General features: G+C 67.4%; 17 protein-coding genes. 6 read left to right on the forward strand and 11 right to left on the reverse strand.

What is annotated here, in order from left to right; translation table 11 throughout:
- Window position 1: 1 nt before the first annotated feature.
- On the reverse strand, window positions 2-1303 hold the full coding sequence (gene aceA / locus N5D91_RS23025; protein WP_004153647.1) for an isocitrate lyase: 1302 nt from the start codon (window positions 1301-1303) through the stop codon (window positions 2-4).
- Between the two features lie 64 nt (window positions 1304-1367).
- The gene (gene aceB, locus N5D91_RS23030) at window positions 1368-3005 is read right to left on the reverse strand and encodes a malate synthase A (protein WP_180854558.1); all 1638 of its coding nucleotides are present in this window, start codon (window positions 3003-3005) and stop codon (window positions 1368-1370) included.
- 109 nt (window positions 3006-3114) lie between these two features.
- Here aceB and N5D91_RS23035 point away from each other — a divergent pair, with 109 nt between their 5' ends.
- On the forward strand, window positions 3115-4083 hold the full coding sequence (locus N5D91_RS23035; RefSeq protein WP_180854559.1) for a LysR family transcriptional regulator: 969 nt from the start codon (window positions 3115-3117) through the stop codon (window positions 4081-4083).
- A gap of 274 nt (window positions 4084-4357) precedes the next feature.
- Window positions 4358-5266 carry a LysR family transcriptional regulator gene (locus tag N5D91_RS23040; RefSeq protein ID WP_032956221.1) on the forward strand — a complete coding sequence of 303 codons (909 nt, stop codon included), beginning with the start codon at window positions 4358-4360 and terminating at the stop codon, window positions 5264-5266.
- 82 nt (window positions 5267-5348) lie between these two features.
- Here the strand turns inward: N5D91_RS23040 and N5D91_RS23045 are convergent, their stop codons facing one another.
- On the reverse strand, window positions 5349-6605 hold the full coding sequence (locus tag N5D91_RS23045; protein ID WP_180854560.1) for an MFS transporter: 1257 nt from the start codon (window positions 6603-6605) through the stop codon (window positions 5349-5351).
- Window positions 6606-6729: 124 nt separating this feature from the next.
- Window positions 6730-7356 (reverse strand): signal peptidase I, encoded by a 627-nt coding sequence (gene lepB, locus N5D91_RS23050; RefSeq protein WP_014035578.1) that lies wholly within the window; start codon window positions 7354-7356, stop codon window positions 6730-6732.
- A gap of 182 nt (window positions 7357-7538) precedes the next feature.
- On the opposite strand from lepB, the gene N5D91_RS23055 reads away from it, so the two are divergent.
- On the forward strand, window positions 7539-7940 hold the full coding sequence (locus N5D91_RS23055; protein ID WP_180854561.1) for a hypothetical protein: 402 nt from the start codon (window positions 7539-7541) through the stop codon (window positions 7938-7940).
- 3 nt (window positions 7941-7943) lie between these two features.
- Window positions 7944-8390, forward strand: coding sequence for a 3-dehydroquinate dehydratase (locus N5D91_RS23060; protein WP_004153636.1), 447 nt, complete (start codon window positions 7944-7946; stop codon window positions 8388-8390).
- Window positions 8391-8573: 183 nt separating this feature from the next.
- On the opposite strand, the gene dcp is transcribed toward N5D91_RS23060, so the two are convergent.
- The 3 genes from dcp to arfB all read right to left on the reverse strand — a co-directional run bounded on the left by dcp (window position 8574) and on the right by arfB (window position 11880).
- Window positions 8574-10730 (reverse strand): peptidyl-dipeptidase Dcp, encoded by a 2157-nt coding sequence (dcp, locus tag N5D91_RS23065; protein WP_110710731.1) that lies wholly within the window; start codon window positions 10728-10730, stop codon window positions 8574-8576.
- A gap of 111 nt (window positions 10731-10841) precedes the next feature.
- Window positions 10842-11444 carry a lysophospholipid acyltransferase family protein gene (locus N5D91_RS23070; protein ID WP_032130468.1) on the reverse strand — a complete coding sequence of 201 codons (603 nt, stop codon included), beginning with the start codon at window positions 11442-11444 and terminating at the stop codon, window positions 10842-10844.
- Between the two features lie 4 nt (window positions 11445-11448).
- Complete coding sequence (gene arfB, locus N5D91_RS23075) at window positions 11449-11880, reverse strand: alternative ribosome rescue aminoacyl-tRNA hydrolase ArfB (protein ID WP_004153612.1); 432 nt, start codon at window positions 11878-11880, stop codon at window positions 11449-11451.
- A 133-nt stretch (window positions 11881-12013) separates the two neighbouring features.
- On the opposite strand from arfB, the gene N5D91_RS23080 reads away from it, so the two are divergent.
- Window positions 12014-12541, forward strand: a complete 528-nt coding sequence (locus N5D91_RS23080) for a DUF2059 domain-containing protein (RefSeq protein WP_010487093.1) — start codon at window positions 12014-12016, stop codon at window positions 12539-12541.
- 75 nt (window positions 12542-12616) lie between these two features.
- Here the strand turns inward: N5D91_RS23080 and N5D91_RS23085 are convergent, their stop codons facing one another.
- The 4 genes from N5D91_RS23085 to N5D91_RS23100 form a co-directional block, all read right to left on the reverse strand.
- Complete coding sequence (locus tag N5D91_RS23085) at window positions 12617-13360, reverse strand: pseudouridine synthase (protein ID WP_180854562.1); 744 nt, start codon at window positions 13358-13360, stop codon at window positions 12617-12619.
- A gap of 131 nt (window positions 13361-13491) precedes the next feature.
- Window positions 13492-14070, reverse strand: coding sequence for an O-methyltransferase (locus N5D91_RS23090; RefSeq protein WP_180854563.1), 579 nt, complete (start codon window positions 14068-14070; stop codon window positions 13492-13494).
- 5 nt (window positions 14071-14075) lie between these two features.
- Window positions 14076-15731, reverse strand: a complete 1656-nt coding sequence (gene ubiB, locus N5D91_RS23095) for a ubiquinone biosynthesis regulatory protein kinase UbiB (RefSeq protein ID WP_110710728.1) — start codon at window positions 15729-15731, stop codon at window positions 14076-14078.
- Complete coding sequence (locus N5D91_RS23100) at window positions 15728-16363, reverse strand: SCP2 sterol-binding domain-containing protein (protein ID WP_088023294.1); 636 nt, start codon at window positions 16361-16363, stop codon at window positions 15728-15730. The genes ubiB and N5D91_RS23100 overlap by 4 nt, the downstream gene beginning before the upstream one ends.
- Window positions 16364-16786: 423 nt before the next feature.
- On the opposite strand from N5D91_RS23100, the gene ddlA reads away from it, so the two are divergent.
- A complete protein-coding gene (ddlA, locus tag N5D91_RS23105) occupies window positions 16787-17881 on the forward strand; it encodes a D-alanine--D-alanine ligase (RefSeq protein ID WP_180854564.1) in 1095 nt (364 codons plus the stop codon).
- Window positions 17882-17889: the final 8 nt, after the last annotated feature.

The raw sequence follows: 17889 nt of genomic DNA on the forward strand, positions 1-17889 counted from the left end.
ATCACGCCGCGCGTTCGCTGCGCCCGCCGTGGAACTGCTCTTCCTCGGTCGAGCCGGTCAGCGCAGTGGTCGACGACTGGCCCTGCTGGATCGCCTGGGTCACGGCATCGAAGTAGCCGGTGCCGACCTCGCGCTGGTGCTTGACCGCGGTGAAGCCGCGCTCTGCCGCCTCGAACTCGGCTTCCTGCAACTCGACGAACGCGCTCATCTGGCGGCGCGCGTAGCCGTGGGCCAGATTGAACATGCCGTAGTTCAGCGCATGGAAGCCGGCCAGGGTGATGAACTGGAACTTGTAGCCGTAGCTGCCCAGCTCGCGCTGGAACTTGGCGATGGTGGCGTCGTCCAGGTTCTTCTTCCAGTTGAAGCTGGGCGAGCAGTTGTAGGCCAGCAGCTTGCCCGGGAACTTGGCATGGATCGCCTCGGCGAACTTGCGTGCGAACTCCAGGTCCGGCTTGCCGGTCTCGCACCACACCAGGTCGGCGTAGGGCGCATAGGCCAGGCCACGGCTGATCGCCTGGTCCAGGCCGTTGCGGGTCTTGTAGAAGCCTTCCACCGTGCGCTCGCCGGTGGCGAACGGCTTGTCGTTGCCATCGATGTCGCTGGTCAGCAGATCCGCGGCTTCGGCATCGGTACGTGCCACCAGCAGGGTCGGCACGCCCAGCACGTCGGCGGCCAGGCGCGCAGCGTTGAGCTTCTCGATCGCCTCGCGGGTCGGCACCAGCACCTTGCCGCCCATGTGGCCGCACTTCTTCACCGAGGCCAGCTGGTCTTCGAAATGCACGCCGGCGGCACCGGCCTCGATCATCGCCTTCATCAGTTCGAACGCATTGAGCACGCCGCCGAAACCGGCTTCCGCATCGGCCACGATCGGCTGCAGGAAATCGATGTCGTCCTTGCCTTCGGCGTGATGCAGCTGGTCGGCGCGCAGCAGCGTGTTGTTGATGCGCTTGACCACCGCCGGCACCGAATCGGCCGGGTACAGCGACTGGTCCGGGTACATCTGCCCAGCCAGGTTGGCGTCGGCCGCCACCTGCCAACCGGACAGGTAGATCGCCTTCAGGCCCGCCTTGACCTGCTGCATGGCCTGGTTGCCGGTCAATGCACCGAGCGCGTTGACGAACTCGCGCTCATGCAGCGACGCCCACAGCTTCTCTGCGCCCAGGCGGGCCAGCGAATGCTCGATGTGGACGGTGCCGCGCAGGCGCACCACGTCGGCGGCGCTGTAGTTGCGCTGGATGCCTTCCCAACGCGGGTTGGTATCCCAGTCGTGCTGGATCTGTTCGGCAGTGGGCAGCTTGCTCATGTCTTTCTCCAGTTCGGTTCGTGCGTGCAGCGGGGAGGGAAACGGCGGGAAACGCGGGCGGCGATCAGTCGATGCGCGCGTAGGCCGGCAGGGTCAGGAAATCGGTCAGTTCTTCGCTGCGGCTCAGTTCGCCGAGCAGGGTGATGGCCTCGCCGATGCGTGCACCACCGGGCAGCGCGGCGGTATCGCCCAGCCGTGCCGGCAGCTGCAAGAGGGTGGAATCCAGCAACGCCAGATCGATCGCAGTGCCATCGTCCAGCTGCTGGCCCGGCGTATGCAGCCACTGCCACAGCTGGCTGCGGCTGATCTCGGCGGTGGCCGCGTCCTCCATCAGGTGGTGGATCGGCACGCAGCCGTTGCCATCCAGCCACGCCGCCAGATAGCGCACGCAGACTTCCACGTTGCCTTCGAAGCCGGCGCGGGTGATGGTGCCGGGCGGTCGCGCGATCAGTTCGTCGCGGCCGACGCGCACATCCTGGCGCAGCACGCTGTGCTGGTTCGCACCGGGCATGTGTTCGTCGAAGATCGCCATCGCCACCGGAATCAGCGCCGGGTGCGCCACCCAGGTACCGTCGTGGCCGGCAGTGACCTCGCGCAGCTTGTCGGCGCGCACGCGGGCCATCGCCTGCTCGTTGGCGGCGGCATCGTTGTTGATCGGAATCTGCGCGGCCATGCCGCCCATCGCATGCGCACCGCGGCGGTGGCAGGTCTGGATCAGCAGCTCCGAATACGCCTTCAGGAACGGCTGGGTCATGGTCACCTGGCCGCGTTCGGGCAGCACGCGGTCGGCGTGGCGGCGGAAGGTCTTCAGGTACGAAAAGATGTAGTCCCAGCGCCCGCAGTTCAGGCCGACGATGCGGTCACGCAGCGCGTGCAGGATCTCGTCCATCTCGAACACCGCCGGCAGCGTTTCGATCAGCACGGTCACCTTGATCTGGCCATGCGGCAGGCCGAGCATCCCTTCGATGTGCGACAGCGCGGTCTCCCACAGCGCCGCCTCTTCCATGCTCTGCAGCTTGGGCAGGTAGAAATACGGGCCGCGATCCTTCGCCTGCAGGGTGCGGGCGTTGTGGAAGGCGAACACCGCCGCGTCGAACAGGCCACCAGCGATGAACTGGCCATCGATGCGCACGTGCTTCTCGTCCAGGTGCCAGCCGCGCGGGCGCACGATCAGCACCGCCTGTTCGTCGAACGGGCGCAGGCTGTAGTGCTTGCCGGCCTTCCCGTTGGATGCCGGTGCGGTGTACTCGAGATCGCCACGCACCGCGGCGGCCAGCGACTGCTGCCCGGCCAGCAGGTTGCGCCAGGTCGGCGAGGTCGAATCCTCGAAGTCGGCCATGAACACCTTGGCGCCGGAGTTCAGCGCGTTGATGACCATCTTCGGGTCGGTCGGGCCGGTGATCTCGACGCGGCGGTCCTGCAGCGCCGCCGGCAGCGGGGCAACACGCCAGTCGCCGCTGCGGATCGCGGTGGTGTCTTCGCGGAAGTCCGGCAGGCCGCCCTGGTCGAAGAACGCCTGACGCTCCCGACGGGCCTGCAGCCGTGCCTGTCGGCCCGGTTCCACCGCGCGGTGCAGCGACACCAGCAGGGCCAGCAGCGGCGCCGGCAGCAGGGTGTCCTGGCCGGCCACGCGGGTCGCCAGGGCGATACCGGGGGTGGCCTTGCTGGCGGGGGTGGGAACAGCGGAAGCGACGGCGGACATGGGGCGACTCCAGCGGTGGGGAACGCCTCCACGGTGCCGTCGGCGCCGAGTATTTGGCAAAACAGTTTTTGCAATGCTCTACATAAGTTGTGCTAATACTTGTGACACGATGAGCACACGCCCCCCGCCAAGTCCGCGTTTTTCCTACAAATCCGACCGGCTGAAGCCGCTGCGCGCGTTCTGCCAGACCGTGCGCCTGGGGTCGGTCTCACGGGCGGCTGAGGCGCTTTTCGTCAGCCAGCCTGCGATCAGCCTGCAGTTGCAGGCCTTGGAGCGAGAGCTGGGGGTGCCGTTGTTCGAGCGCAGCGGGCGCCGCCTGGTGCCCAGCCGCGAGGGCCAGCTGCTGTACGAAATGGCACAGCCGCTGGTGGAGAACCTGGACGGGCTGGAGGCGCGGTTCCGCGACAAGGTGCGCGGCCTGGACGCGGGCGAGCTGAACATCGCCGCCAACAGCTCGACCATCCTGTACCTGCTGCCGAAGATCGTCGAACGCTTCCGTCTGCATCATCCGGACGTGCGCCTGACCCTGCACAACGCGATCAGCGCCGACGGCACCGACCTGCTGCGCGAGGACGCCGCCGACCTGGCGATCGGTTCGATGACAGACGTGCCGGCCGACCTCAGCTACGCCCCGGCCTACCGCTTCGAGCAGGTGCTGATCGCGCCGCGCGACCATCCGCTGGCCAGTGGCGGCGAGCTGGAACTGGCCGACATCGCGCGCTATCCGCTGGTGCTGCCGCCCAAGCGGCAGATCACCTACCGCCTGGTGGACCAGGTCTTCCAGCGCCACCGCATCGCCTACACCGTGGCGCTGGAGGTGGGCGGCTGGGAGGTGATCAAGCAGTACGTGGCGATGGGCATGGGTATTTCCATCGTGCCGGCGCTGTGCCTGAACGAGGCCGACCGCGAGCGGCTGGCGGCGCGGTCGATGAAGCGCTGGTTCCCGGAACGCAGTTACGGGGTGATCGTGCGCCGGGGCAAGGCGTTGTCGGCGCAGGCGCGGGCGTTCATCGAGCTGATCCAGCCGGAGTTGTTCAGTCCGCGCGATTACGACCAGAGCGGGCATTCGGAACGGTGAGTGTGTGCGGCAGGGCTGCGCCCTGCACCTGCCGAATCAACGTCAACGTCAACGTCAAAAGCGGGCATTCCGTGGGATGGCGGGGTGGATCCGGTTGCGGGGGACGCTGCAAGTACGTCCATGTAAGCTCGGTCGCCGCATCCATGCGGCTCACGCCCCCGCAACCGGACCCACCCCGCCTTCGACAGTTGGCCGCGATCTGGCGGGGTCGGATCCCGTTGCTGCGCAACGGGCTCTGACCCCATTTCCGGCTGGCGATGAATAAACTGGCCCCATGTCCATCGAACTCCGCCATCTGCGTTACTTCCTTGCCGTTGCCGATACGCTGCACTTCGGACAGGCGGCGGAGCGGCTGGGTATGTCGCAGCCGCCGCTCAGCCAGCAGATCCGCCAGCTGGAAGATCTGATCGGTGCGCGCCTGTTCGTGCGCAGCCATCGTCGTGTGCAGCTGACGCCTGCCGGTGAGCTGCTGCAGGAACGTGCACGCGCCATCGTGCAGCAGGTGGAAACGGCGGTGGACGAGGTGCAGCGCGCGCAGCGCGGCGAGCAGGGTGAGCTGCGTATCGGGCTGACCCGCGCCACGCCGCTGTCGCCGCAGATTCCGCGTTCGATCCTGCGCTACCGCCAGCAGTACCCGCAGGTGCGGCTGCAGCTGAGCGAGATGAACACCCTGCAGCAGATCGATGCACTGCTCGATGGCAGCCTGGACGTGGGCATCATCCGCAAGCGCGCGTTGCCGCCGGAACTGGTGGCCCACAGTCTGTTCGTCGATCCGCTGGCGTTGATCGTGCATGCCGATCACCCTGCCCTGCGCAGACTGTCGAAACAGGGCACGCTGTCGCTGCGCGACTTCGCGCAGGAGCCGTTCGTAGCATTCCGGCGCAGTGCCGGTGCGGGCATCCATGACCACATGATCGCGTTGTGTGCGGCGGCGGGCTTCACCCCGCGTATCGTGCAGGAGGCCGGTGAGGCGTCAACGCTGATCAGTCTGGCCGCTGCTGGCCTGGGTGCGGCGATCCTGCCGTCGTCCTGCGATCACATCCGGGTGGAAGGCGCGCGCTTCGTCGCGCTGGCCGATGCCGGTGCGCATTCGGAAGTGCAGCTGGCGTGGCACCGTGAGGGGGTGACGCCGCTGATCCGCAACTTCGCCGGGCTGTTGCGTGAGGCGTTCGCGGAAGGGTGAGGTGCAACCCACCCGGTAGCGGCCAACCTTGGTTGGCCCACGGCCACAGCGCCGACCAAGGTCGGCATCTACCAGAGCAGGTTCACGCCGTCACCGGCTGCGGGGCGTGCTGCTGCAGCGCCCAGACGATGCCACCGCCGATCAGGGTCAGCACGGCGGCGAACAGGCACACACCCAGCCAGTCCCATGCTGCATAGGCCAGGCCGCCCACACCACCGAGCACGCTCGAACCCAGGTAGTAGGCGAACAGGTACAGCGCCGAGGCTTCGGCGCGCATCGCGCCGGCGCGGCTGCCGACCCAGCTGCTGGCCACCGAGTGACCGCCGAAGAAGCCGAACGTCACCAGCGCGATACCGAGTGCCATCGTGCTCAGCCACGGCATCGCCAACAGCACGATGCCGGCACAAATCAGTGCGAACGAGATCGACAGGATGCGACCGCGCCCGTAACGCGTGGCCTGCTGGCCCATCCATGCCGAACTGAAGGTGCCCACCAGGTACACGCTGAAGATCAGGCCGACCACGGTCTGGCTGAGGCGGTACGGCGGTGCCAGCAGGTGGTAACCCAGGTAGTTGTAGAGAGTGACGAACACGCCCATCAGCACGAAGGACGTGGCGAACAGCCACGGCAGGCCCGGGTCGGCGAACAGCGTGCGCCAGCGTGATGGCAACTGGCGCAGGCCGCCACGACGCGCCTGGAAATGCCGCGACGGCGGCAATTGCAACCACAACAGCACGGTACTGGCCACGGCGATGATCGAGACGACGCCGATGCCCCACCGCCAGCCCCAGTGGTCGGCGATGATGCCGGCCAGCAGGCGCCCGCTCATGCCACCGATGGCGTTGCCGCCGATGTACAGGCCCATCGCCAGGCCCAGCGCGCGGCTGTCCATTTCCTCGACAAGGTAGGTCATCGCCACCGCAGGCACGCCGCTCAGCGCCAGGCCGAGCAGCGTGCGCAGCACCAGCAGCGTGGTCCAGTCATCCACCAGCGCCGTGCATAGCGACAGCGTGGCCGAGGCCAGCAGCGCGGCGATCATCATCGGGCGACGGCCAACCGCGTCGGAGATCAGGCCGGCCAGCAACATCGCCACCGCCAGCGTGCCGGTGGTCAACGACAGCGACATCGCGCTGCCGGCGGCGGACACGCCGAAGTGACGGCTGAACTCCGGCAGCAGCGGCTGCACGGTGTACAGCAGGCCGAAGGTGGAAAAGCCGGCCAGGAACAGCGCCAGCGCGGTGCGGCGGAAGGCCGGCGTGCCCTGCTGGATGCGGGTCTCGGCGATGGGATCGACAGTGGGGGGGCGGCGTTCGAGGGCCGCCGCGGTTTCGCCAGTCATGGGATCGATGGGCCGGTGGGGGCGGCCGGGCGTGGGAGGGAACGGGCCTCAGACTAGGCCCGTCCATCCAGTCGATCCATAACCTGATAGGTCAGGATTGATATGCAGGAAGTATCAATTCAGCTTACAGGCGCTGCCACTCGAAACCGTCGCCACGACGGTAGTACACCGCCACGGCGCGGCCGTAGAGCTTGTCGGCGTCGACGAAGCCGAAGAAACGACCGTCGAAGCTGTTGCCGCGGTGGTCACCCAGCACCAGCACCTTGCCGGCCGGCACCACCAGGTCGGCGATGTCCGGACCGCCGCCCATGTCCAGGTCGAGGCGGGCACGGCGCTCGCCGAAGGCTTCCACGTCCTGCAGGTCGGCGATCTGCAGCGGCTGGCCGTTGATGCTCAGATGGCCCTCGCGCATCTGCACATGGTCACCGGCCACCGCCGCCACGCGCTTGATCAGGCGGGTGCCGTCGGCCGGTGAATCGAACACCGCCACTTCACCGCGCTGCGGAACGCCGGTGGACATCAGTTCCTTGCCGGTGAACGGCAGCCGCAGGCCATAGGCGCGCATGTCCACCACCACCCGGTCGCCGGGCTGCAGGGTCGGCTGCATCGAGCCGCTGGGCACCACGTAGTGGTTGGCGAGGGTATCGCGGGCGGCGGCGAGCAGGCCGAGCATCACCAGCAGCGGCAATGCTTCCTTCTTCAGCCAGGCCAGCGCGCGTTCGGAAAAGGGAGGGCGGGCAACAGCATCCATGACAGGCTCCGGGTAGGTGATAGCGGTATCAGACCACACGCAGGCGCCGCAGGTTCCCGGTAGCGCCGGACACGGGTTACGCAGGTTTTACGCCCCGGCCCGGCAGCGGGCATCGCACCTTTACGGGCAGCACGCGCATCGTGTGCCCACCGCGCCACAGGGCGCATTCCGCAAGGTGTTGTATGACCCTCCTGGTGATCCGCCACGCGTCTCCGTCGGCGCCGCGCCCGCAGCTGCCGGCGCAGCTGAGCGGCCATCGCGTGCTGTGCAGCGACTGCGCCAGCCTGTCCGAAGTGCGCCAGTGCCTGTGCCAGCCGCAGGCGCGCTCGGCCGACTGGGTACTGCTGGATGTCGGCGCCGCCGACGAGGCGCAATGGCAGGCCGAAGGTGACGCGCTGCAGGCGGCGCTGGAACGGCTGCCGGCGCAGTACATCGAGCTGCAGGCCCCCAGCGAACCCGGCCTGGATTCGCGCCTGCGCCTGCAGCATGGTCCTGCCGCGGTAGTGGTCGACCAGCGCAGCCAGCAGGCCGGTTACCCGTTGTCGCTGGCCATTGTCGGCCGCCGCCTGGCACAGGAGGGCTGAGCCATGTCGATCTTCATCATCCGTGGCCCGGAAGCAGCCGGTGCATTGATCCGCACGGCGATGCCGCTGCCGGCGCCGGTACTGAAATCGCTGGTGCACCGCGCGATCGACGCCGGTACCAGTGTGGCGATCCGTGCCTGCGGTTCGGAACAGGAACTGCTGGACGCGCTGCGCGTGGCCGACCACAGCCGCGGCGAGGTGACCCTGCTTGACCCAGGTGCGTGTGCCAACAGCCTGCGCCTGCAGCGCCTGCTGCCGTACCTGCACAACGCCTATGTGGAAGTGCATGACGACGGCGCAGTGGCCGAGCCGTGCCTGCCGGCCGGCGTCGGCCAGCGCCTGGGTATCGCCGCCGGCTACGGTGCACAGAGCTATGTGCTGGCGCTGGACATCGCGCTGGATCACCTGGGGTTGGCCGAACAGGCGAACCGCGTGCACGTGGGGACGTAACGCTGTTTGTAGCGTCGAGCCATGCTCGACTGGTTTTTCATCGAAAGGCAGCCGAGCATGGCTCGGCTCTACAAGGGCGGGAATCGCAGCCGAGCGTGGGCTCGGCTCTACAGAAGAACGTCGAGCATGGCTCGACGCCACAGAAAGAAAAACGGCGGGGTTGCCCCCGCCGTTTTCGTTTTCTTATTTCAGCCCGCGGAACTTCAGCAGCGGTTCCACCGACGGGTCCTTGCCGCGGAAATCGCGGTACAGGGTCGATAGCTCCACGCTGTTGCCGCGCGAGAGGATCTTGTCGCGGAACTCCTGGCCATTGGCCGCGGTCAGGCCACCGTGTTCGGTGAACCACTGGTAGGCGTCATGGTCCAGCACTTCGGCCCAGAAGTAAGCGTAGTAACCGGCCGAGTAACCGCCACCCCAGATGTGGTCGAAGTAGGTGGTGCGGTAACGCGGCGGAACCTGCGGCAGGTCGACCTTGAACTTCTTCAGCGCGCTGGCTTCAAAGGCGCCGACATCCTGCAGCGGCGCATCAGCCTTCTGCGTGTGCCAGGCCAGGTCGAGCAGTGCGGCCGACAGGTACTCGGTGGTCGCATAACCCTGGTTGAAGCTGCGTGCCTTGAGGATCTTGTCGACCAGTTCCTGCGGCATCGCCTCGCCGGTCTTGTAGTGCTTGGCGTAGTTGGCGAACACCTTCGGATCCAGCGCCCAGTGCTCGTTGAACTGCGACGGGAACTCGACGAAATCACGCGAGGTGGCGGTGCCGGCGATCGACGGGTACTTCACGTTCGAGAACATGCCATGCAGTGCGTGGCCGAACTCATGGAACATGGTGGTGACGTCGTCGAAGCTGATCAGCGCAGGCTGGCCGGCGGCCGGCTTGGTGAAGTTGCAGACGTTGTAGACCACCGGCTTGGCACCGGTCAGGCCGTCCTGCTCGACGAACACGTCCATCCAGGCGCCGCCGGACTTGCTGTCACGCTTGAAGTAGTCGGTGTAGAACAGGGCCAGCGAGGTGCCGTCCTTGTCGAACACTTCGTACACCTTCATGTCCGGGTTGTAGGTCGGAATGTCGGTACGCGGCTTGAAGGTGATGCCGTACAGCTGGGTGGCGGCGTAGAAGACGCCGTTCTGCAGCACGTTGTCCAGTTCGAAGTACGGCTTGATCTGCGACTCGTCCAGATCGTACTTGGCCTTGCGCACCTGCTCGGCGTAGAAGTCCCAGTCCGAGGCAGCGACCTGGAAACCACCCTTCTGCGCGTCGATCACCTTCTGGATCTCGCCGGCCTCGGCGCGGGCCTTGGCGGTGGCGGCCGGCACGGTGTCGGTCAGCAGCTTGAGCGCGGCAGCCGGGGTCTTGGCCATCTGGTCGCCCAGCTGGTAGTCGGCGAAGGTGTCGAAGCCGAGCAGCTTGGCCTTCTGCGCACGCAGCTGGGCCAGGCGCTGCACGGTCTGCCGGGTGTCGTTGGCATCGCCACGCTCGGCGCGGGTTTCAGAAGCCTTCAGCACGGCGGCGCGCTGGTCGCGGTCGCTCAGCGAGCCGAGCACCGGCTGCTGGGTGGTGTTCTGCAGCGGCAGCAGGAACTTGCCATCCAGCTTGCGTTCCTTGGCGGCAGCCGCAGCGTTGTTGATCGCATCTTCGTCCAGGCCGGCCAGCTTGGCCTTGTCATCGACAACGACGGCAGCAGCGGCGGTGGCGGCCACCAGGCGGGTGTGGAACTGGGTGGAGAGAGTGGTCTCTTCCACGTTGAGCTTGCGCAGGGTGGCCTTGTCGGCGTCGGACAGCTGCGCACCGGCGCGCACCAGACCGTCGTAGTAGTGCTCGACGAGGCGCTTCTGCACCGGGTCCAGCTCCAGCGTGTCACGCTGGTCGTACAGCGACTTCACGCGCGCGAACAGCTTCGGATCGAGGTTGATCTCGTCCTGGTGCGCGGCGAGCTTCGGCGCCACTTCTTCCTGGATCTTCTGGCGCGCATCGTTGGTATCGGCCTGGACCAGGCCGAAGAAGATGCGCGACACGCGATTCAGCGTCTCGCCGCTGCGCTCCATCGCCACGATGGTGTTGTCGAAAGTGGCCGGCTCGCTGCTGTCAGCGATCTTGCGCACGTCGGCCAGGTGCTGGCGCATGCCTTCTTCGAAGGCCGGCAGGTAGTCGCTGTCCTTGATCTTGTCGAACTGCGGCGCCTGGAACGGCAGCGTGCTGGCGCTCAGCAGCGGATTGGTGGAGGCTTCGGCCGGCTGCTGGGCCGGGGCTTTCTGGGCATCGGACACGGGGGTGGACTCCTTGCCGGAACAGGCCGCCAGCGCCAGGCTGATGGCGGCGGCCAGGACTACGGTACGCGACATGTAAAACGCTCCTTGGGCAGACGGTATGGGATACCAGCCCTCCACCCTACTCCTGTCGCGCTCGCCCGGCATGTGCCGGACGTGGCGTCTATGCGGCGGCCTGCGGCCGGCTCAGACCGTACCGCGGGTCTTGCCGATCCAGGGCCGGTAGAACTCGCGGATGGCGGCCATGTCGGCGGCGTCATCGCCGGTCGGCGTGAACAGCGGGCCGATGCCGATGGTCTTTTCCGGGTAGTGGAAATACGCGGCCAGGATCGGCACGTCGGCCATCCGCGCGATCTTCAGGAAGCCGGCCTTCCAGTCCTTCACGGCCTTGCGGGTGCCCTCGGGCGTGATGGCGAACCACATCTTCTCGTTGTTGCGCAGCAGGTCCACCGCCTGGCCCACCGTCCCCTGCGGCGAGCTGCGATCGAGCGGGATCACGCCCAGCTTGTGCAGCAGCGGGCCGAGCGGCCACCAGAACAGCGATGCCTTGCCCAGCACCTTCACCTTCATGCCCAGCGCGATCTTCGCGGCCATGCCCCACAGGCCGTCCCAGTTGGACGAATGCGGGGCGATGATGAAGACCAGCCTGGGGATGTCAGGCAGGGTACCGGTCACCTTCCAGCCGCCCATGCGCAGGGTGCAGCGCGCCAGCCAGCGCAGGAAGGCGTTGGGTTTGACCTGCGGCATCTGCGGCGGCACGGCCGGCAGCAACGAAGTCGGGTTGTTCAAGCAATCACTCCCAGTCACGTGATGAGCGCCCGCGCTTGATCTGCGCGCGCCCGCGTTTGGCGTCCAGACGACGCAGTTTCGACCCGAGGGTCGGCTTGGTGGCCTTGCGCGGCTTGGGCACGCTCAACCCGGCCTGGATGAAGGCCGCCAGCCGATCGCGCGCATCCTCGCGATTGCGATCCTGGGTCCGGAATCGTTGCGCATCGATGACCAGCACGCCTTCGCCGGTCATGCGCCGGTCACGCCGCGCCAGCAGGCGGGTGCGCAACGGTTCGGGCAACGAGGGCGAGTTGGCCACGTCGAAACGCAGTTCCACCGCGGTGGAGACCTTGTTGACGTTCTGGCCACCGGCGCCACTGGCACGCACGAACCGCTCGACGATCTCGCCGTCGGGGATTTCAAGCTGCGCGCTGATGGTGACCGGTCCACTGCCCATCCGCGCATTGTAGCGGCAGCCACGCACCGGAGTGCGGCATCGCGCCCCGTATGCCGCCGATCAGGTACCGAACACGCCGCCTTCGCCTTGGCTGCGGGTATGCTGGCCGTCCCATGTACCGCAGGAAGCCCGCATGACCCGCACCGCACCCGCCCTGCCGTCCCTGCTGCGCCGCGCCGCCCTGCTGCTGGCGCTGGCCGTGGCCAGCGTCCCGGCCCTGGCTGCGCCGCCGACCGATGGCGACATCAACCGCCTGCTGTCCGCCTCGCGCGCGCAGAGCATGATCGACACCATGCTGCCGCAGATCGAGGCGATGCAGCAGCAGCAGTTCCAGCAGGTGGCCGCTCAGCGCCAGCTCAACGCCCAGCAGCAGGAGCAGCTGAAGCGGATCCAGGCGCGGACCAGTCAGACCCTGCGCCAGGCCCTGTCCTGGCAGCAGCTGCGGCCGATGTACGTGGACCTGTACAAGAAGACCTTCAGCAAGGAAGACGTGCTGGCGATGGCCGAGTTCTACGAGAGCGCGGCCGGCCAGAGCCTGCTGGACAAGACCCCGGCGCTGATGCAGAACGTGATGGTAGCGATCCAGGCGCGCATGCAGCCGCTGTTCGCGGACCTGCAGAAGGATCTGGAAGCGATCGTCAACGAGCCGGAAAAGAAATGAGGTAGTGCCGGCCGCTGGCCGGTTCCCCAGTACATCTTGAATCGCGTAGCTGCCGGCCAGCGGCCGGCACGACCGTCAAACGGTATCCACCTGCCAGCCGAACAGGTCCAGTGCCTTCTGGAACTCACGGTCCAGCGGCGCGCGCACGTCCACGGTGCCGCCCTCCGGATGCGGGAATCGCAGGCGCTCGGCGTGCAGCAGCATGCGGTGCACGCCCTGCATGCGGAAGATGCGGTTGTGGCGACCATCGCCGTGGCTGGTGTCGCCGATCATGTGATGCGAGAGGTGCTTGAGATGCCGGCGGATCTGCCGGAAGCGCCCGGTCTGCGGCTGGCAGCGCAGCAGCGCATAGCGCGAGCTGGTGAATTCACCGACCGGCACCGACAGCTCGCCGGTGGCCAGGCGCTGGAAGTCGGTGATCGCCGGCTTTTTCACCGGCTTGCCCGGGCCGCCGTCCAGATCATGATCGACCTGCCAGGCGAGCTCGGCCGGCCAGCCCCGGCAGACCGTCAGGTAGTCCTTCAGCACTTCGCCGCCCATCAGGGCCTTGCCCAGCGCGCTGGCAGTATCGCGGTCGAAGGCCAGCAACAGGCAGCCACTGGTGGCCCGGTCCAGGCGATGCACGAGGAAGATCGGGCGGCCCAGCTGCTCGCGCAGGCGGTCGGCCAGGAAGTCGTCTTCGCCACGGGCCAGCTTGCTGTCGTGGACCATCAGCCCGGCAGGCTTGTTGACCACGGCCAGGCGTTCATCCAGGTGCAGCAGCTGCAGGGGCGCGGTGTCGGTCTCGACCGCGGCGAGGGTATCGGGTTCGGTGCTCACGGCAGGATTATCGGGGCTGGGCATTGAATGGGGTAGAGCCGGCCGCTGGCCGGCTGCCTCCGGGCAGTCGGATGGCTGCGGTTGCCGGCCAGCGGCCGGCACTACCGGATCAGACGCGGGCAACGCGGCAGTCAGGCGCTGCGCACGGCCAACAGCTCGCCGTTGCCCACCGGCACCAGGCTGGTGCTGAAGTCCGGATCAGCGTCCAGCAGCACGCGCAGCGGTTGCATCTCTTCCGCATGTGAGGTGGCGTTGTCCACCACCAGCAGGCCACCCGGGCGCAGCACGCGGCGCAGCTGTGGCCACCAGCCGGCGTACTGCCCGCGGTCCGAATCGAGGAACAGCAGGTCAATGCTGGCATCGGCGGCCTGTGCCAGCCACTGCCCGGCATCGTCGTGGACCAGCGTGATGCGATCGGCCAGGCCACTGCGCACGAAGGTGTCACGTGCCATCGCCACCTTGTCCTCGGCGTACTCCAGCGTCGTCACGTGGCCGTCGATGGCGGCGGCGGCCTCGGCCAGCCATAACGTGGAATAGCCGTTGGACGTACCGATTTCCAGCACCCGGCGAGTGTTGCCGAAGCGCACCAGCACCAACAGGAATTCACCGGTCTCCGGCGTGATGTTGAGCATTCGTCGGCCGCGCTCGCTTTCGCGTGCGTCGTTGTCGGCGCCGAAGCGGACCAGTTCGTCCTTGAGTGCCTGCAGCATGGGGCCTACTTCCACCACGCGCGCAGCAGCGCCACTGCGCCGACCGCACCGGACAGCCAGCTCCACGCCGGCACGTCGCCCCAGTACCAGCCCGGCGGCTGCAGCACATACATCAGTGCAGCGATGGCCAGCAGGCCGACGCCGGTGATCGCGCCGACCGCATGCTTCTGCAGGCGCTGCACGCTGGCATCCAATGCGGCCAGGTCGCGCGAACGCATCGACAGTTCGTGGCGGCCTTCCACCTGCTGGGTCAGCCAGGCGTGCACCAGGCGCGGCATGTCCGGTGCATGGGTCATGATTTCCGGCAGGCGCTTGCCGATCTCGCGTACCACCCGGCGCGGGCTGTAACGTTCGCGCAGGATCTTTGCCAACACCGGCTTGGCCACCGCCCAGATGTCGATCTGCGGGTCGAGCTGGCGGCCGACGCCTTCGATGTTCAGCAGGGTCTTCTGCAGCAGGATCAGCTGCGGCTGCAGGGTCAGCTGGTAACGCTGGGCCACGCGGAACAGCTTCATCAGCACTTCGGCCAGCGAGATCTGCGACAACGGCCGGGTGAAGTACGGCTCGCACACCGAGCGCACGGCCGCTTCCAGATCATCGATGCGCACGTTGTCGGGCATCCAGCGCGCCTGCACGTGCAGTTCGGCGATGCGGCGGTAGTCGCGGTTGAAGATGGCCATGAAGTTCTCGGCCAGGTAGTACTGATCTTCCTGCGATAGCTGGCCCATGATGCCGAAGTCCAGCGCGATGAAACGCGGGTTGGCGCGGCGCGCCGGATCGGTGTCGACCCAGATGTTGCCGGCGTGCGCATCGGCGTGGAAGAAGTTGTCGCGGAACACCTGGGTGTAGAACACCCGCACGCCCTTGGCGGCCAGCGCCTTGCGGTCGATGCCGGCCTTGTCCAGCGCAGCGATGTCATCGGACGGGATACCCCACACGCGCTCCAGGGTCAGCGCGCGCTCCGCGGTGTGGCTCCAGATCACTTCCGGCACGTACAGATCGTCGCTGTTTTCCCAGAAGCGGCGCAGCACGCTGGCATTGGCGCCTTCGCGCTGCAGGTCCAGCTCGGCAGCCAGGGTGTTCTCGACTTCGGCCACCACTTCGCGCGGGCGGATCTTGTCAGCGCGCGGATGGGTGCGCTCGACCAGGGCGGCGAGCGAGTTGAGCAACGCGATATCGGCGTCGATCTGCTTCTCGATGCCCGGGCGCAGCACCTTGACCACCACCTGGCGGCCATCGGCCAGCGTCGCTGCGTGCACCTGCGCGATCGAGGCCGAGGCCAGCGGTTCGGTATCGAAGCTGGCGAAGGCCTCGCTGACCGGCAGGCCCAGCGCTTCCTCGACGATGCGGCGTGCGGTCTCGCCATCGAACGGCTTGACCCGGTCCTGCAGCAGGGTCAGTTCATTGGCCACGTCCGGCGGCACCAGGTCGCGGCGGGTGGACAGGATCTGGCCGAACTTGACGAAGATCGGGCCCAGATCCTGCAGCGCCAGGCGCAGGCGCGCACCGCGCGACTGTGCGGCGATGTCGGCCGAGGCGCGCGGCACGAACGGCTTGGCGAGGCGCAACCAGCGCTCGGCCGGGGTGCCCTGCAGCAGGTCGTCGAGGCGGTAACGCAGGATCACCCGGCCGATGCGGCTGGCGCGCAGCACGGCCTTCATGCGGCACCCCGCAGGCGCTGCACGCGTGCACCGAGACGTTCGACGTCATCGCGCAGCACGTCCACATCGTCGTGGAAGGCATCCAGCTCGGCACGAGGCACCACGTCGCGCGATTCCTCGGTGATGAACTCGGCGGCGCTGTGGGCCAGGTCGATCGCGCCCTGGCGCGCATGCTGCAGGGCGCTGCGCAGGGTGTTGGCCACCTGCACGCCCAGCACGTCGCCGAACACGCTGACGAACGGCTGCTGCCAGTCCGGGTCAAAGCCCTTGGCCAGCTGCTGCAGGCGACGCGCCAGTTCGGCGTCGCCGGCCACGCGCACGCGACCCTTGCCGTTGTTGTCGGCACGCCGTGCGTTGGCCAGCAGCGGCAGCTGCGCGAGCACGCCGGCCAGGCTGCTGCGCACGGCCAGATCGGCTTCCTGTGCGTCCACCGGGCCGACCCGCAGCTGGTCGCCATCGACGCTGATGCGCATCGCCAGCGAGGGCGCTTCCAGGGTCAGATCGATGTGCCGGCCGTCGAGGCTGGCCAGTGCATGGCGGGTATCCGGATCCAGCGCCAGCGCGCGGTTCAGGGCGATCTGCAGGGCGCGGCCAGCGACCGGCTTGAGGGACTTGAGCAGGGAGAGAGCCATGTGCGCATTCTACCTGCGTGGGTGGTGGGCTTGGGCCGGGCTGCCACCCGGCACCCGCAGAGGCAACGGCAACGGCAACAGCCGAAGCAACAGCAACAGCGGGCATTCCGTGGGTTGGCGGGGTGGGTCCGGTGGCGGGGGACGCCGTAAACCCATCCATGGGGGCTTGACCGCGGCATCCATGCCGCGGACACCCCCGCCACCGGACCCATCCCGCCTTCGACAGGTTCCTGCGATCTGTCAGGCTATCCGGGGTCGGATCCCGTTGCTGCGCAACGGGCTCTGACCCCCTATTGATGGGCCATGGAGGACGCTAGATCCACGCCATGCGTGGATGGATTTCTGGTTCATCTGTGCCTCACGCGGAGGGCCGATGAAGGTTCATGCTATGAGGCCACGCAACGCACAGGACATCGCAACACCATGGCACGGACCCGGGTCGGCATCATCTTCGGGGGCAAGTCCTCCGAGCACGAAGTTTCGCTGCAGTCGGCGAAGAACATCCTCGATGCGCTCGATCGCGAGCGCTTCGAGCCGGTGCTGGTCGGTATCGACAAGCAGGGCCAGTGGCATCTGAGCCAGCCGGATACCTTCCTGATCAATGCCGATGATCCGTCGCGCATCGCGCTGCATCGGTCCGGCACGTCGCTGGCGGTGCGCCCAGGTGTGGAACAGGCACAGCTGCAGCCCTCCGATGCGGCCAGCGCGCTGGGCCAGATCGATGTGGTGCTGCCGATCGTGCACGGGCCGCTGGGCGAGGACGGTGCGCTGCAGGGGCTGCTGCGCATGGCCAACCTGCCCTTCGTCGGTTCGCCGGTGCTGGGCTCGGCGGTGGCGATGGACAAGGACGTGACCAAGCGCCTGCTGCGCGACGCCGGGCTGAAGGTTGCGCCGTGGCTGTGCATCAGGCGTCACCAGGCCGCTGACGTCGATGTCGATGCGGTGATCGCGCAGCTCGGCCTGCCGCTGTTCGTGAAGCCGGCCAACCAGGGTTCGTCGGTGGGTGTGAGCAAGGTCAAGGATGCGGCGGGCTTCGCCGCGGCACTGGCATTGGCGCTGCGCTACGACCACAAGGTGCTGGTGGAATCGGCGGTGGTCGGCCGTGAGATCGAGTGCGCGGTGCTGGGCAACGAACAGCCGCAGGCCAGCCTGTGCGGCGAGGTGGTGGTGCACGACGAGTTCTACGCCTACGACACCAAGTACATCAACGAGGATGGCGCCGAGGTGGTGGTGCCGGCGGACATCGATGCCGCAACCCAGGCGCGCATCCAGCAGATCGCGCTGCAGGCCTACCAGGCGCTGGAGTGTGCGGGCATGGCGCGCGTGGACGTGTTCCTCACCGCAGACGGTGAGATCGTCATCAACGAGGTCAACACGCTGCCCGGCTTCACCCGCATCAGCATGTACCCGAAGCTGTGGGGCGCCAGCGGTGTGGACTACACCACGCTGATCACGCGCCTGATCGAACTGGCGCTGGAGCGCCATGAAGCTGATCGCGGATTGCACAGCGTCGTGTAGGGGCGCTC

The organism is Stenotrophomonas sp. GD03794, assembly GCF_029842145.1.
Taxonomy (GTDB): domain Bacteria; phylum Pseudomonadota; class Gammaproteobacteria; order Xanthomonadales; family Xanthomonadaceae; genus Stenotrophomonas; species Stenotrophomonas riyadhensis.